General features: G+C 47.1%; 11 protein-coding genes and 2 pseudogenes. 7 read left to right on the top strand and 6 right to left on the bottom strand.

Translation table 11 applies throughout. From position 1 onward, the window contains the following. Window positions 1–234 precede the first annotated feature (234 nt). Complete coding sequence (locus L1285_RS23990; RefSeq protein WP_442960523.1) at window positions 235–537, top strand: group II intron maturase-specific domain-containing protein; 303 nt, start codon at window positions 235–237, stop codon at window positions 535–537. A gap of 82 nt (window positions 538–619) precedes the next feature. Continuing rightward, a pseudogene (locus L1285_RS19225) lies at window positions 620–823 on the top strand (transposase); the annotation flags it as partial. Window positions 824–898: 75 nt separating this feature from the next. Here the strand turns inward: L1285_RS19225 and L1285_RS19230 are convergent. Together L1285_RS19230 and L1285_RS19235 are read right to left on the bottom strand one after the other, a co-directional pair. Next, window positions 899–1723: an alpha/beta fold hydrolase gene (locus L1285_RS19230; RefSeq protein WP_235413795.1), complete on the bottom strand. Its 825-nt coding sequence runs from the start codon at window positions 1721–1723 to the stop codon at window positions 899–901. A gap of 396 nt (window positions 1724–2119) precedes the next feature. Then, the gene (locus L1285_RS19235) at window positions 2120–4177 is read right to left on the bottom strand and encodes a S9 family peptidase (protein ID WP_235413796.1); all 2058 of its coding nucleotides are present in this window, start codon (window positions 4175–4177) and stop codon (window positions 2120–2122) included. 352 nt (window positions 4178–4529) lie between these two features. On the opposite strand from L1285_RS19235, the gene L1285_RS19240 reads away from it, so the two are divergent. The 4 genes from L1285_RS19240 to L1285_RS19255 all read left to right on the top strand — a co-directional run bounded on the left by L1285_RS19240 (window position 4530) and on the right by L1285_RS19255 (window position 11782). After that, the gene (locus L1285_RS19240) at window positions 4530–5105 is read left to right on the top strand and encodes a hypothetical protein (RefSeq protein WP_235413798.1); all 576 of its coding nucleotides are present in this window, start codon (window positions 4530–4532) and stop codon (window positions 5103–5105) included. A 150-nt stretch (window positions 5106–5255) separates the two neighbouring features. Continuing rightward, on the top strand, window positions 5256–7157 hold the full coding sequence (locus tag L1285_RS19245; protein WP_235413799.1) for a S9 family peptidase: 1902 nt from the start codon (window positions 5256–5258) through the stop codon (window positions 7155–7157). Window positions 7158–7472: 315 nt separating this feature from the next. Then, complete coding sequence (locus tag L1285_RS19250) at window positions 7473–9989, top strand: serine protease (RefSeq protein ID WP_235413801.1); 2517 nt, start codon at window positions 7473–7475, stop codon at window positions 9987–9989. Between the two features lie 311 nt (window positions 9990–10300). Further along, window positions 10301–11782: a hypothetical protein gene (locus tag L1285_RS19255; protein WP_235413803.1), complete on the top strand. Its 1482-nt coding sequence runs from the start codon at window positions 10301–10303 to the stop codon at window positions 11780–11782. Window positions 11783–11862: 80 nt separating this feature from the next. Here the strand turns inward: L1285_RS19255 and aroQ are convergent, their stop codons facing one another. Continuing rightward, complete coding sequence (gene aroQ / locus L1285_RS19260; protein WP_235413805.1) at window positions 11863–13101, bottom strand: gamma subclass chorismate mutase AroQ; 1239 nt, start codon at window positions 13099–13101, stop codon at window positions 11863–11865. A gap of 148 nt (window positions 13102–13249) precedes the next feature. Between aroQ and L1285_RS19265 the strand changes: the two genes are divergently transcribed. Further along, a complete protein-coding gene (locus tag L1285_RS19265; RefSeq protein ID WP_235413806.1) occupies window positions 13250–13879 on the top strand; it encodes an OmpA family protein in 630 nt (209 codons plus the stop codon). A 138-nt stretch (window positions 13880–14017) separates the two neighbouring features. On the opposite strand, the pseudogene L1285_RS19270 reads toward L1285_RS19265, so the two are convergent. The 3 genes and pseudogenes from L1285_RS19270 to L1285_RS19275 all read right to left on the bottom strand — a co-directional run. Continuing rightward, window positions 14018–14554 (bottom strand): annotated as a pseudogene (locus L1285_RS19270) (DUF21 domain-containing protein); the annotation flags it as partial. 55 nt (window positions 14555–14609) lie between these two features. Beyond that, window positions 14610–14741, bottom strand: a complete 132-nt coding sequence (locus tag L1285_RS23700) for a hypothetical protein (protein WP_268836176.1) — start codon at window positions 14739–14741, stop codon at window positions 14610–14612. A 338-nt stretch (window positions 14742–15079) separates the two neighbouring features. Beyond that, window positions 15080–15472, bottom strand: coding sequence for a calcium-binding protein (locus L1285_RS19275; RefSeq protein ID WP_235413808.1), 393 nt, complete (start codon window positions 15470–15472; stop codon window positions 15080–15082). Window positions 15473–15500: the final 28 nt, after the last annotated feature.

Below are 15500 nucleotides of genomic sequence, written 5' to 3' on the forward strand. Positions count from 1 at the left end.
GCACCAATGCAGCGGCTTCCAATTTAAATTCTTGTGTAAAAGTACGACGTTTTCTGGTCATAGACACCTCTCATTGAGTGGTAATAATACCACCTAAAATAGTGTCCGGTTTTATTGAATCACAACAGTGTCTGTGATCCTTTGGACGAGTTCCCCTCCGCACGCCAGTTTGGGGTGGGTGTCTGTGATCCTGTGTGATCCTTGTGATCCTGATGCTAGTCAGCTCAGAAGGCAATGCGATTCAAGATCCGTAAGTTGAAGAGCCGAATGCGAACAGAGCTGAATATCGCGCAGATGGCGGGCAGGCTCAACCCCATGATAAATGGTTGGTTGGGTTACTATGGTCAATTCTGCCGTTCAGAAATGTACAAGGTATTCAGACAACTCAACAAAACACTGGTGCGTTGGGCAAGACGTAAGTTTAAGGCTCTGCGCAGACACAAATCCCGAGCCTCGAAGTTCCTCGAAGGGATAGCAAAGAAGAACCCGAGGTTGTTTGCTCATTGGCGGGCAGGAATGGCAGGAGCGTTTGCTTGATGGGAGCGGTATGAATTGAGAGGTTAACGTACCGTTCTGCGAGAGGCTGCGGGGGAGGTTCCCGCGGCCTACTCACCATAGTCTTCATTGGTGTTTAGATGTTGCTATGAACGAAGATGGTTGTCGCATTCGTCGAGATGGTGGAGCAGAAGTATTCGCTGGTATACGCCATATGGCGTTGAATTTATTGAAAAAAGAAATGACCTTCAAAAAGGGCGTACGCGCCAAACAAATGAAAGCAGCTAGAAGCGAGAGCTACCTTGAAAAGGTACTGAATAGCAAATGATTTTTCATGCTCTTACCCTGGGTAAAGGATAAAGCCACCCGTAATGCAGGGCTTGTTCAACACTCAGAATAGGTGTTATAAGCCATTAACCAAATTAACTGCTTGTTCAATAGCTATATTAACTAAGCTAGGTGAATCAATAGGTATATTGTGACCAGTTGAGTTTGAAACAATATGAATTGAATTAGGGTTATGCCGTATTAATGAAGAATGGAGCTCTCTCCATATTTCTTTTCCTTGCTCACTATGCCCAATCCACCAATCGCTTTCTCCTAATTTACTGGAGGTGACAATGACAGTCGGTATTTTAGTAATAGAGCCTTTATCTTTTAATTTCTCATTTTTATATATCTCTTGCAAAACTTTCCACTCTTGGCTTTTAGCCAAAAGTGAGTTTAGCTTTCTATCATCTTTACTCGCCCAAGCTTTATTTAACTGAGTTAACTTTTTAGAAAATTTCTCGTGACTTGGATCTAGCAGAACTAGGCCTATCACTTGGTCTCGATAAGAAGTGATATATTCACGAACATGAATACCTCCATATGAGTGACCTACTAAAATAATATTTTTATCAATATTTAAAAGCTTCATTAGAGCATGTAGGCGCTTATTGGATTTCTGAATGGAAACATCAGTAGCTGCTGTTGATCTGCCATTGCCAGCACGAGAATAAATAATAACTCGATGTTTAAGTGCTTTTAATTTAGTTAATAGTGGCTTCCAATAATCAACCCCCATCCCTATGCCTGACTCAATAATGATGTTAATATCTCCAGCACCTATATCAATATATTCAAGCTGTATATTTTCAGTCGTAGCAAAACTAACTTTAGAATCGGCAAGGACAGTGAAGTGGGTTAGAAAAATACTTACAAAAAATAAAAATATAGAAGACTTCAATGCTCTACCCTTAGCTTATAACGCTTTAGTATTCATGCGTACGCAGTACGCAAAATCGCTTGTTGAACTGGGCCGCTACCTGCACGCGTTTCCGGCTGGTGTGGTTTATGCTATGGGGATTTGCTTTTGATGAGTAACATTTGATTTGAACCGATTGTGGCTTAAACCGTTACAGCCTGACTCATTCCCTGCCTGAACAACCTTCATTATGGGTATCATTAAACCCATTTTTTCACGCTTTGGCAAGGTTCTGTGGCTCTGGCTCTCAAGCCAAAATAGCGCTTGGTGCAAAGGTGTCTTAGTCACTTTTTGGAGTCTGTGCGCGTAGAGCTCAGGACCTGGCACTACAGTTTGAGGTGATTAAAAGCCACCCGCCATGCGGGTGGCTGCAAAGATTTAGTCTTCTTTAGTATCAGTTCGGTACTTCTCAAACCAGGCCAGGATGTTACCCACTTTACGTGCCAGGTTGGAGGGTTTGGCGGCAATGCCATGGTAGGCGCCCTGAATGCGTACAAAGGCACTGTCTACCCCTTGTAGTTGCAGTGCGCCATAGTACTGCTCACTTTCACTCATTGGGGTGCGCACGTCGAGTTCACCGGTGAGTACCATAGTGGGCGTTTTCACATTACCAACCAGAGACAGAGGCGAGCGGTTCCAGTATTGCTGGTAGTCGTTCCAGGGCAGGTCGCTAAACCAGTATCGCGTCATAAAGGTATAGATGTCGGAAGCACCAATCATGCTGGTCCAGTTGATAACGGGCTTTGCAACCACCGAAGCCTTAAAGCGGTCTGTTTTGCCGATGATCCAAGCGGTTAATGTACCGCCGCCAGAGCCGCCGGTGACAAACAGATTGTCCTGATCTACGTAGCCTTTGGCAATCACACCGTCAACCATGTCCATCAGGTCGTTGTAATCCTCTGACGGGTAGTTTTTATCAATCTCGTTGGCAAAGTCAGCGCCCATCGAGGTGGACCCTCTAGGATTACCATAAACCACGACGTAACCGGCGGCTGCGAACAGCTGGACTTCGGTCGAAAATTCCGGGCCGTACGCGGTATGTGGGCCACCGTGGATCTCCAGGATCAGCGGGTACTTTTTATTTGGGTCAAAGTTAGGCGGGGTCACAATCCAGGCTTGCAGGCGTCTGCCGTCAACACTGCTTTTTACTTCCATCAGCTCAGGCTGGTTCAGTGTTTTATGGTCGAACACATCACTGTTCAAGTCGGTCAGTTGAGAGACTTTTCCACGCTTACTGACCACGGCCAAGTCGGCAGGACGTACGCCAGTAGATTGAGTGTAAACAATCTGACCATTGTCGGTTACATCAAAATGACCCGAGGTATAAGGACGGCCTAAGCTCATGCCACCCAGCGCATTGGTGTGGGTTTTTATCTTGCCAGATAAAGAAACGTAGGCGACGTGTTTCTTCCCTTCGTTGTCATAACTGAAATATAAGCCCTTACTGTTGTCGGCCCATTTTATGTCGCCAACGCTGCGATCCAGCTTAGGTGTCAGTCGTTTAATGTCTGAGCCATCCGGGTTCATCACATAAAGTTCTGTGATCTGGTTCGATTTACCATTGTCTTCAAAGCCAAGAAATGCCAGCTTTTTTCCGTTGGGGCTAAGCTTAGGGCTATACTCAGGGCCAGACATAGCGGTCAGTTCGGTGACTTTGGCAGTGCGTACATCAATGGCCAGTAAATCGCTGTTGAACACATCAAACTGGGCATCATCATGGGTATTGGCGGCGACAATGAGCTGCTTGCCATCGCCTGACCAGGCCAGTGAGCCTGCGTAGTCGTGTTTGCCTGAGGTCATTTGTCGCGGCGAGCCGCCAATGGCGGGCACAACATACATGTGCATATTGCCCGGGCGTTTCATGCCAGCACCATCACGCTGGAACAGGGCTTGATCTATATACTGAGCATTGTCGGCCCACTTTGCGTCTTTGGGTTTAAAGTCGAGGCTGAATAGGGGCTTTGCCTTACCCGGGGTAAACATGGAGAAAGCCAGCTGGCTGCCATCCGGCGAGAAGCTCAGGCTACTGGGTGTCATCGCAACATCTGTTACCCGTGCAGTCAGGCCCGATGCTAAGTCGCGTACGTAGATTTGAACTTTGCCTTCTTTGCTGGAAAGATAGGCCATTTTTGTGCCGTCCGGGGAGAACACCGGGCTGAAATGGTTATGTGTGTCTGACAACAGCGGCAGGTGTGTTTTGCCATCCAGTGATACGGTCCACAGGTTTCTTTTCATGCTGTCTGTCATGATATCCATACTGCGGCGCTCATAGACAACTTGTTTGCCGTTTGGCATAACCACCGGGTTCGCGGCGTATTCAATGTTAAATACATCCTGATAGGTAAGCGTATTGTTGGTGTGCGCAGACTCAGCGGCAATCGCTGAACCAGACAACGTCAGTGCAATACAAGACGTTAAAATAGAAAGTTTTTTCATTGTTTTAGTACTCTATTCATATTAGTGGTTGACCGCTTATACACCAGCACTGGGAATACAAACCGTCACTCAGTACAACCCCTATTTATGATACATTGTAACGCCTTTGGGAATAGATACGCGGTAAGTGGGCGGAATATTCAGATATGTTGCGACGGCCGTCAATCCAGACGTTTTGGTCCTGCAAGGTTATCTTTTTAAAGCAATTAATGTTGAAAAGTTGCCGTGGACGGGGGTCTATAATGGTATAAATGTACGGTGAGTATCTCTTTTTATCTACAGTTTGAAGGACTGGATACTGAGCTGAGACTGGAAACAAAACTATAAAAATTGACTTATTACGGAGACTAAGATGGCTTCAACAAATTTGGCTTGTAGCGTTGAGCAGGGATTTAACTTTCAAAAAGATGCGCAAATACCGGTAGGTTATATTACCTCATTGAAAATTGGCGACAGAGAATATAAAAAAGACTTGGCGGTCACTGTGCCCACAGACATCAGTGGCGACAAAGTCAAAGTGGTGGGGGTTATCTCACATATCTTTTGGGAAGGCGGGCACGCCGACCCGATCATTTTCGACTGTCGCATTTCTACAGGCAACAAGGAAAGCAGTGCAGTGCTGCAGCATACCTCGATGAACGATACCAGTGTGTCATTTTCCTTCGTCGTTTACGATTATGACCCGCAAGAGAAGACGTTTTATCCCAACTTCCACACTAATGAAATTGACCTGCGCGGTTTGATATCTAAAGTTGGCGGCGAGCTGGAATTTGGCGTTGATCTGGATAGGGCTGACGAAGTGACCTCGCCGAAAAACTTCAGCTTCTTCCTTGGCGTCATGCCAACAGAGGAAAAGCAGGAAGCGCACTTTGCCGTCACTACCAGTGCCAAGTTCGTTAAGAAGTGGGGGGTTGTTGTCGCTGAATAACCCATGCCGCGGGGAGTAACGTCCCCGTTCTACTCTTTATTTTCTGCTGCTAATATTTCACGCTAGGACAAGCCACTCATCGCTATCTCTTTTAAGTTTTTGCTGATTTAGGTAGTCTAGCCGGGATTCAATTTTCGGAGGTATTTCGCGATGTTGCGAATTCTTGCATATGCTGGCCTGGGGCTGGCAGTAACAACCGGCGTTGCCGCCAAAGAGGTGATGACCCCGGAAAAGCTCTGGCAGGTAAAGCGCGTAAGCGCGCTGGGGCTGAATAAAGACAAAACCCATGTCATCTACAAAGTAACCACGCCGAGTGTTGAGCAAAACAATTTTGCCAGTAAAGTATACCAGGTGCCACTTAAAGGTGGCACACCGCAGTTGCTGGATGCATACCAGGGACTGCTGGCAAACGATAAAATCTCTGTGGATGGCAGTAAAAAGCTGTTCCATGAGAAAGTTGCAGTGGAAGCGGTTCTGGCAACGGACAGACACAAGACGCTGACTCAGGCAAATGCCTATGTGTTTGATGACCTGAACTACCGTCACTGGGACACCTGGAAAGATGGCAGCTACAAGCATGTGTTTTATCAGGATCTGAAAACAGAAGAAAAAGTCGATATCATGCAGGGGCAACCCTTTGATAGTCCCACCTCGCCGTTTGGCGGTGGCAGTGATTATATCTGGGGACCAAAGGGCGAAAACATCTATTATGTAAGCAAGAAGCTGACCGGTGCTGAGTATGTATCTAGCACCAATACGGATATCTATCGCTACAATCTGGCCAGTAAAGAGACCGTTAATCTGACCCAAAGCAATCCGGGTTACGATAAGTATCCGGCTTTCTCGCCAAAAGGGCACCTTGCCTGGTTACAAATGACCACACCTGGTTATGAAGCCGATAAGAATGACATCATAATCAGAGCGAACGATTATAACGTCAACCTGACAGCGCACTGGGATGGCACAGTAAACAGTTTTAAGTGGAGCCCCGATGGTAAGCACATTTACTTTGTGGCACCAACCGATGGGACTATCCAGTTATTCCAGGTTGCAGTAACCACCAATCCAAAAGCCAGACCGCTCATTAAACAGCTTACCAAAGGTCAGTTTGATGTGAATGGTATAGTGGCTGCACTGGATAAACACCTGGTAGTAACACGTAGTAGCATGAACAAAGCGAATGAAATTTACCGCTTTGATCTGAAAAGCCAAAAGCTGATTGCGCTGACTAAGGTCAACGATGCGCTCTACGCAAATCTGGACCTGCCAACTGTTAAAAAGCAGATGGTAAAGACCAAAGATGGCCAGGATATGCTGAGCTGGGTGATTTATCCGCCAAACTTTGACGAAACGAAGAAGTACCCAACTTTGTTGTATTTGCAAGGTGGGCCACAGTCGGCGTTGTCGCAGTTTTATTCGTTCCGCTGGAATTTCCAGGTCATGGCATCACAGGGTTATATTGTGGTGGCACCAAACCGCCGTGGTATGCCGGGACATGGCGTTAAGTGGAACCAAGATATTACCCAGGACTGGGGTGGCAAGGTGATGCAAGATTACCTGGATGCCATTGATGAGGTTGCCAAGGCTCCGTACGTTGATAAATCGCGTATTGCTGCTGTTGGTGCAAGCTTTGGCGGCTATTCAGCCTTTTATTTAGCTGGCAATCATGATGGTCGCTTTAAGTCTTTTATCGCCCACTGCGGCATCTTCGACTTGCGCAGCATGTATGGCAGCACAGAAGAAATCTTCTTTGTGGATCACGAGTTTGGCGGGGCGTACTGGGAGAAAAACGCCGCAACCGACAAAACTTATTCGGCCTTTAACCCAATCAGCTATGTTGATAAATGGGATGCGCCTATGTTTGTTATCCACGGTGGTAAAGACTATCGGGTACCGTTGGAGCAGGGGATCCAGGCATTCCAGGCAGCAAAATTGCGTGGCCTGAAAAGCCGCTTCCTGTATTTCCCTGAAGAGAACCACTGGGTGCTTTCGCCACAAAATGGCATTGTCTGGCAGCGAGAGTTCTTCAAGTGGCTGGACGATACACTCTAAATAAGTGAACACAGTTCCGTTATCGCCCCGCTAACGGATCTGCAAAACCAATAGACTATCTGGGTAGAAACCTCTGCTCAGATAGCTTCTCTTTTATCCTGTCCCGCAGCACCAAATGCGCCATCTTAAATGATAACCCTTCTTTATCATCGTACGCATTCGCACAGCTTGTGCATTATCTAGCCACCAATTGTTTTGTTTTTGTAAATATTGCCGTTTGATGTATATTTTGTTTTATATTTAGGAACTTTTTGTGATAGTTTGTCTAAATCATTAGTTTTAAATGAATAAGTCTTTTTAAATCAGGACAATTGCATGGAAACAACAATAAAAAAAGCACTTTTACTTACTTTGGCAACCACCTCTTTAACGGGCGTTGCGCAAGCGAAGGAAAAACTACCGCTGCAAACTCGTGCTGCGATGGACAATGTCAGAATCGTAGGTGGGGGTGAAACAACACCCTTTGCTTATCCGTTTATGGGTAGTTTGCAAGTTTTTAATGGTGAGAAATTTGTTCACTATTGTGGCTCGTCGCTCATTGCTCCAAACAAGGTGCTGACGGCAGCGCACTGCGTTGAGGGCTGGAGTGCCAGTGATTTTGCGGTTAAATTTGGTGGCCATGACCTGACTGACGAAAGTCAGGGACAGGCCTATGAAGTGACGGACATCGTCATGCATGAAGGTTACAAGGATGAGTACGACTACAATAATGATATCGCGATATTGACCCTGGCAAATCCGGTCGAGGGTATCACGCCCATTGAGTTGGCTGACGATGAGCTGAAGCGCAGTTATGTGGCTGGTGAAAACTTCAGAGTAATGGGCTGGGGAGCACTACATGCAGGTGGTCCATCACCGGATAAGCTGCATGAAGTGGATGTGGCCTATATTCCAAATGAAGTGTGTAATGATGCCAAGCACTACGATGGCAGAATTTCCGATAGTATGCTGTGCGCCGGATTCGATGAGGGCGGCAAAGATTCCTGTCAGGGCGATAGTGGTGGCCCGCTGATTGTCAATCGCAATAATCGTTGGATCCAGGTTGGCGTGGTCAGCTGGGGATTTGGCTGTGCAAGCCCAAACAGACCAGGTGTATATGCTGATGTTGCATTTTTAAATACCTGGGCGAATAGAAACCAACAATATGCCGGGTTTGAACCTGGGCAGTTCACCATTGCTGATAAACCCAATGCAACAGTGTCTGTGAGCTTATACAACAAGTCTGCCAGCTCGGTTGAAGTTGCTGGAATTCAGTTATCTGAGGATTCTGCCGGCGCTGCCGTCGCGTCTGAAAACTGTACGGCAACGGTTCTGGAGCCAGGTCAACACTGTGAAGTGTCAGTGGCTACATCGGACAGCTCCTCAGCAGGTGAGTTCACAGTAAGTGCAGAGCTGGCAAATCAGGCGGTTCATTCGCGTGGTTATACATACAGTTATGAGAAGATCCCCGCCAGTAGGGTGATTGATGCGCATATGTCTTCCGAGCCAGTTGTACAGTGGTATACTGGCGGCGATGCACCTTGGTTTGTCAGTGAAGATGTCGCTGAAGACAACACCCGAACACCACTTTTGATCAGTGGTGACATATCTGACAGAGAGGAAAATCCTAACCTTCAGGATGCGTCACAAAAATCTATTCTGTTGGCTGAAATTGACCATGGGTTAGCACTGGGGTTTGACTTCGAGTACCTGCTGTCATCTGAGCAGAGCTATGACTTTTTTAATGTCTACATTAACGGCGAGCAAGTGCTCAGAAAGAGTGGTTTAGCCGATAAATATGAGAAGACGTCGTTTGACCTGAATAAAGGTTCAAACACAGTGGTGTTCGAATACATAAAAGATAGCTCTGTCAGTGAAGGTGACGACAATATCGTATTGAAAGCATTTGACGTGAAAATGCGTGATAATCTGAGCCCTGCTATCAAACTGGCACAAACTAACCTGAGTGTCAGAAGTGGTATGGGCATTGCCCTGGATGCAACTGGTACAGGGGATCCGGATGGAGACAACTATGCTGTGGCCTGGGCTGAAATGAGCGCGCCAGAGGTTGTATTGAGCACGGCAGAGACGTTTACACCTGTTGCACCTGTGGTAAGTGAGACAACAACTCAGACCTATGAAGTAACAGCGACTGACGAATTCGGAGCAGCGTCTAAACAACGTGTTACCGTAACTATCGACGAGAACAAGCAGCCTGTGATTAAGGTTGCCGAAGCGAATATTGAAGTGCGAGGCGGGCTGGAGTTTACATTAGATGCCAGCGGCACGGCGGATCCTGAGGGCGACACGCTGTCCTATACCTGGATAAATCGCTCAGGTGATAGCACGGCTCCTGTTGGTGAAACAGCGGTTGTAAAACTCAAAGCGGATGAAGCACAGGTTGGTAAAACGCTGGTTTATGAAGTGGTTGCACAGGATGAGTTTGGCGCTAAGGCAGGACAACTGGTGACTGTTGCTGTTGCTAAAAACAATGCGCCTCAGGTTGTGTTGACTGCGGGTTCTACTTTGGTTGCGTCGGGTCAGAATATCGAGCTGAGTGCATCGGCCTCTGTTGACCCGGAAGGAGATGAATTAACGTTTAACTGGGAGCAGGTCTCTGGTACCAGCGTGAATGTTTCGGGCAGTGGTGCACAAATGAGCGTAGCAGCGCCTACTGTTGACCAAAACGAAGTTCTTGAGTTTGCAGTGACCGTGACGGATGCCTTTGGCGCATCGTCAACTGAGAACATTAAAGTGACAGTGAAGCAGCCAGAAAAAGACAGTGGTTCGTTTGGCTCATTTGCTTTGTTGTTTATGTCTTTGGTGTTGTTTACTCGTCGTATGAAGAAGTAAACTTTAGCAATAAAGTACAATCCTAAAAGGTATTGAAACCGCTATCATTAATGTGATGGCGGTTTTTTATTGAAGATATCTAATATCAGAGATACGGCGTGTTATTTTTAATGGGAGGTATTATTCCCATTTTGTGTTTAATATTATTCGCATTGTGTTTCATCCTGTTCCTGCTTGTTTCAATTTGTATATTCACATTTATTCCATTGATTTATCCCGATTAATCCTCAATGATTTGTAGCCGTAAAGTTGGTGCGTCAAAGCTCAGGGCTATGTATTTACGTTTATTTTTTGTTTAATAGGGAAATCCAATGTTTTTTAAATTCACTTCATGCAAGTCATTTTTGACCTATGTGATTTCATTGGCCTTGATTGGCTGTGGCGGTCACCACGAGATAAAAGAAGATAACTCAAAGGTGGCGACTGAGGATCAGAAAGTGGTTGTAAAGATCCCTGAAACACGCACGATCACCGCCATTGATGGCTACCTGGTCAATGCGATTGTCTGTGATGATCAGAACGACAACCTGGTATGTGATTCGGGTGAAGAAGTAACTGTCACAGACAGCGACGGTGCATCACAGGTGTTAACAACCAATGAAAAAGGGCAGGCTGAGGTATCAACAGATGCCAATGTCATGATTAAAGTGGTTGGAGAGCAGACGTATGACAGCGATTTTGATCTTCTCGCAGGTCAGGCATACACACTACTTGCACACTCGGACACAGATATTGTTTCACCATTTTCGACGCTGGCTACGCTTAAAAATGTCGATATGGATACGCTAGCGTCTGAACTGAATCTCGATGCTGCTTTGATCAAAAGTGACTTTGTATTAGCCAAATCGGCAGACGACCCGGCAACGATAGCTAAATCAAGGCGTATTCACTTGGTTGCCCGTTCAATTGTTAAACTGCTTCCTGAGAATTTCTCCTTAGTTAAAGACGATGTGAGTTTTCCAGAGAAGTTGGTTGCCGACACCGTTGGGTTGGTGCAATACGCTCTGGAAATGGCACTCGACGATATAGACAGTCTGGTACTGGAGAAGAGCGAAGATGGCCTTAAGTGGGTTGCGCACTGGGTGACAGAAACATCTTACCCTGTACCAGATGTTTGGACCTTGAAGGATGAGTTAGAGTTGGGCGAAGGACGCTGGTACATGGGGTTATTCAGTGCCGGGGATTTCGCGCGAGATGGCGTTAAACTGTTGGTGATGCAAGATGGCGTGGCGTCAGTGGGTGACGAGTCTATTCCTTATCAAGTTGATGGCAATGTGATTGTCATGGACGGCAAGGAAATAAGTGTTTTTGAGACTTTAGAGGGACTGCTTTTGGCGACAGATAACTCCACGGGCGAATTGTTCTTCTTCAGCAGACACTATGACGTATCAGTAAATATGGCAGCGAAATTCAGCGAAAAGACGCTCATTACTGAGGCTTTATATACAGTGATTGATAACAGTGCCAATGACGCAAACCAGCGTGCAGAGCTGACTGTAATCGAGCATACGTTTAATACAGACGGTACAGGTAAACTTAAGTACATAGACAAAGACAAGAGTATGGATACTCAATGGGAAGTGACTGATGAGGGCGCATTAAAAGTGCAATTTAACTCTGCAGGCGCATTAGTGACGCAAACCTATTATCGCAGTCCAAGTGCGCATGACGTGTTCATGGTGAGAGCCGAAATCGCAGAAAACCAGGCGGTCATTGCTAGCCATGATAAAGATTCAGCGCTGCAAATTTTGAAGGCGCTTGCACGGTATTATAAGTTAATCGAATTACTGTGAGATAGATACTGTTTGGCTTTTATATCAGCCCTTTATGTTGTGCTTGCGCTAAGGGCTGATGGATAGGTTTAGGCGGATTTTTAATCGGTTGCTTGGCAGTTTTCAACCCTGCGTACGCTCTGTAGTGCCTGGTAGAGCCTTTGTTTGTCTTGTACAGTTAGGTTATCTGTATTTAGCGCAGCAAGAAAAGCAGGCTTTAGCTCCGTGGTGAGGTTGCCATGTTGTGCCAGGTGAGTGGTCAGCGTTTCGAGTATAGCCGTGCCGAGCTGATTTAGTGTGTCTCTTAGTTGCGTCAGGTCGGCTTCCTGATTAGGTACGCCCTCTGCAAGCCATTGTGCCCGATATCTGTATTGAATGGCCTTGGCAGCATCCATTTGCGCCTGGAAAAATGCCTTAACACTGGCAGTATCCAGACACTGCTGACTGGCTTGTTGCAGTGCCTTTGATAGCACGACAGCTTCACGGGATAAATCTTCGATGGGCCTGTGTTTTTGTGCTTTAAACAGCGCCACGGGCTGCATCAGGGCAAGGCGTTGGTTGATATGTAAGAACAGCGATTTAGCGGAATCTGTGCGCGTGTTTATCAGCATATTTGCCTGGTCCACAACGTGGGCCAGTGCACTGCGCGCTTCGTCCTCGCTGATTGGCTGAGGTCGTTTTTCCATTTTCATCAGGCCGAACAGGGTATGATTATCTGCGTTATCCTGAATGCCAGTTTCGCGCAAGGTTAGCTCAGGGTACACGGCTTTGAGTGCACAACTGCCCACTGCCACTGTGTTTTGGTCAAACTGGCCAGCTGCGAGTAAGCGGGCGGCTTCGTTGGTGCCTTTTGGTACTGGCTTGGTTTGGATCTGATGCGCACTGAGCCAGCGGCTGATCTGTTTTAGTGCTGCCGGATGCGAGGCAGCATGAGTGATTTTACCGGTTTTATTCAAGCCAAATACACACATCTCGATGGGCATATGTACGGCCGCGCTGAGCTCCGTGACCTGATAGCTGCGCATTGCATCCACAATGGCCGGGACCAGTTGCCCTTTAATGGTGGAGTTGGCCAGTGCACTAAAAGCCCAGGTCTGTGCCTGCGCCGCGCTGGTATAGGTATGCTCTGGGGTGCCTGAGTAAAAGCGCTGATAATCCATGTGGTTACGGGCAGCGAGTAAGTCAAGCGCGGCATGATTAAAGCTTCCGGGCCCGGCTTGTACATAGACAGGCACGGCCTGCGTTGTCAGCGTTAACAGTAATGCAGGTAACGCCAGTAAGCGAGATATAAAAGGCAATTTCAACGGCTTTTCCAAAGGTCTGACAGACAAAAAAGGCATCCTAACAGAATCGCCGCGCGCTGTCGTGCAAGCGATAGACGTCAATAGCTGCGCTTATGCGTGCTGTACGTAGCTTAGTCATCTCTTCAGTTCGAGTTAATTTTTTATTGCAATAATTGAGATAATGAAATTTAACTCAGGAATGAATATGACAATCAATAAGATACTACTGGGCGCCGCTGCACTGGCTGCTTTATCAGGATGTGAAATGAACAACACAGGTAAAGGCGCGGCGATAGGTGCAGCAACGGGTGCCGTGTTGGGTAAAGCCACGGGCAATCACAAAGACAAGCGCATTGCCATTGGTGCGGCGGTGGGCGCCATTGCTGGTGCAGCCATTGGCAATTACATGGATCAACAGGAAGCGGCTTTTAACGAAGAGCTTGCGGGCACCGGCGTAGAAGTGGTGCGCGAAGGCGATCAGATGCGCCTGGTTTTGCCTGCCAACATCACCTTTGCCACCGGCCAGTCGGCCATTAGCCCAGGTTTTAACAAAACATTGCAGGGTATTGCCCGTGTGATGCAAAAATACGACAAAACCTTTTTGACCATCATTGGCCACACCGACTCTGCCGGTTCAGCCGGGTTTAACCAAACCCTTTCAGAGCAACGGGCAAATAGCGTAAAGCAGTCTTTGCTGTCCTACCAGATAAACCCGGCACGTATAGACGCGCAGGGGATGGGGGAATCTCAGCCTGTCGCCAGTAACAACACCGAGCAGGGCAAAGCACAAAACCGCCGCGTGGAGATCAAGATTATCCCTAATCAGGCGTCGTAGCGTTCGCACTTTCATTTACAAAGGCTTGATGTGGCTGCACTCAACTTAAGCTTACGCCGTCACATCTGCGGTACCTTTTAACAGTCGGCCGAGGATATCTGCGCCGGTGATGATGCGAGGTTGTTCGGTCCAGACCAGCACCACGTCGACTTCGGCTTCTTCCGCTTCAATGTGCTTTTCGATGACGCTTTTCAGGTCGGTTTCGCGAAAGTAGTTAATGCCTTCTTTGCCGAGCCAGCTGTCGAGTAACACGGCCGAAGGTTTGGCAACCGGATAGAGCAGCCACTGATAAAACCTGAGCACGGGTGCCAGCAGCGCGCCCATGCGCATGGCGTTACGACTGAAGTAGGCCTGTGGCACAATTTCGCCAAATAAGGTGATAAACACGGTGGAAAACACAAAGGCCACCATACCAGCCATCACAGAGTCCGACAGTAAAGTAAGCAGCACATTGATGCTGACATTGCCCCACAAAATGGTTGTCAGCAGAAAATTAGAATCCTCGCGCAGTGCTAAGATGGTTTTTGCCGCCGGGTTACCCTGAGCAACTTCAACCTCAAGGCGTAACCGACTGAGACTGAAAAATGCCAGGTTTAGTCCCGAAAACATCGCCGACTGAGACAGGCAAAAGACAATGCCTGCCCAAGCCGCATAATCTCCCCAAAATGATGCCATGCCTTGCTCCTTTTACTGTGACGTTTGCCAGGCAGTGTTCCGTCGGGGGGATGACTTAAGTTCCCGTACTGCTGGTGCCTTGCTGCGGGCTCAATTGCGCTTCTATCATATATAACAATAACATGGCTTTTTGCCATTGCTGTGTCAGCTGCCACAGATCGGACAGGCCATTGATGTTGACCACCATATTGTCGATTGGCAGGGTCGCATTGGTACCGGCAAGGAGCAGATCGTCTTTAACGTCGTCATGCAGCTGCTGTAGTTGTTCAAGTGCTTGAGTTTGCGGTTACAGTGACCAATTCTTTTCAAGCATCATCAAAGTGGCAGTTAAGCAGCCAGAAAAAGGCAGTGGTTCAGTGGGTTTATTCACCCGTCGTAAAAAGCGGTGGCCCTCAGAGAAAATGTTTTACCTGTACAGAATGAAAACACCACCGTCTTTATTGTGATGGTGGTGTTTTTTGCTGCACAACGCTGTCTCAGACAAGCTGATATAAACGTCGTGTTATAACATCAAAGTAATCTGGCTCAGCGGCGTTTTTCGCATGAGTTATAATAGGGGTTGTCGCTGTTGTTATAGCAAATATCGTAACCAGAGCCACCGTAAAGGCTATCATTCAGGTTGTCATAAGGATAACCACCACCGTATAAATAGTCGTTGCCGCTACCACCAAATAAGTTATCAGACCCCTCTTGTCCATGGAGTCTGTCATTACCATTACCACCATACAAGTTATCCCAGCCGTCTTTACCGTAAATTTCATCGTTGCCACTGTTGCCAAAGATGGTGTCCCAAGCAGAAGTGCCGATCAAAACATCATTGCCACTGGTGCCATAGATGGTATTAGCCTGAGCTGCCTGAGAGACAGACGCCATAAGGATGAATGCACCCGCGAGGGTGGAGATTTTATTAAACTTCATTATTTTTCCTTAATGTAAAATGAGTATT

This window comes from Pseudoalteromonas sp. DL2-H2.2, assembly GCF_021532535.1.
Classification (GTDB): domain Bacteria; phylum Pseudomonadota; class Gammaproteobacteria; order Enterobacterales; family Alteromonadaceae; genus Pseudoalteromonas; species Pseudoalteromonas rubra_A.

Bases quoted from the DNA above. Each gene is read 5' to 3' on its own strand.
- L1285_RS23990 (WP_442960523.1), top strand. From the start codon at position 235: ATGCGATTCAAGATCCGTAAGTTGAAGAGCCGAATGCGAACAGAGCTG.
- L1285_RS19235 (WP_235413796.1), bottom strand. From the start codon at position 4,177: ATGAAAAAACTTTCTATTTTAACGTCTTGTATTGCACTGACGTTGTCT.
- L1285_RS19240 (WP_235413798.1), top strand. From the start codon at position 4,530: ATGGCTTCAACAAATTTGGCTTGTAGCGTTGAGCAGGGATTTAACTTT.
- L1285_RS19245 (WP_235413799.1), top strand. From the start codon at position 5,256: ATGTTGCGAATTCTTGCATATGCTGGCCTGGGGCTGGCAGTAACAACC.
- L1285_RS19250 (WP_235413801.1), top strand. From the start codon at position 7,473: ATGGAAACAACAATAAAAAAAGCACTTTTACTTACTTTGGCAACCACC.
- L1285_RS19255 (WP_235413803.1), top strand. From the start codon at position 10,301: ATGTTTTTTAAATTCACTTCATGCAAGTCATTTTTGACCTATGTGATT.
- aroQ (WP_235413805.1), bottom strand. From the start codon at position 13,101: ATGCCTTTTTTGTCTGTCAGACCTTTGGAAAAGCCGTTGAAATTGCCT.
- L1285_RS19265 (WP_235413806.1), top strand. From the start codon at position 13,250: ATGACAATCAATAAGATACTACTGGGCGCCGCTGCACTGGCTGCTTTA.
- L1285_RS23700 (WP_268836176.1), bottom strand. From the start codon at position 14,741: ATGGTGGTCAACATCAATGGCCTGTCCGATCTGTGGCAGCTGACACAG.
- L1285_RS19275 (WP_235413808.1), bottom strand. From the start codon at position 15,472: ATGAAGTTTAATAAAATCTCCACCCTCGCGGGTGCATTCATCCTTATG.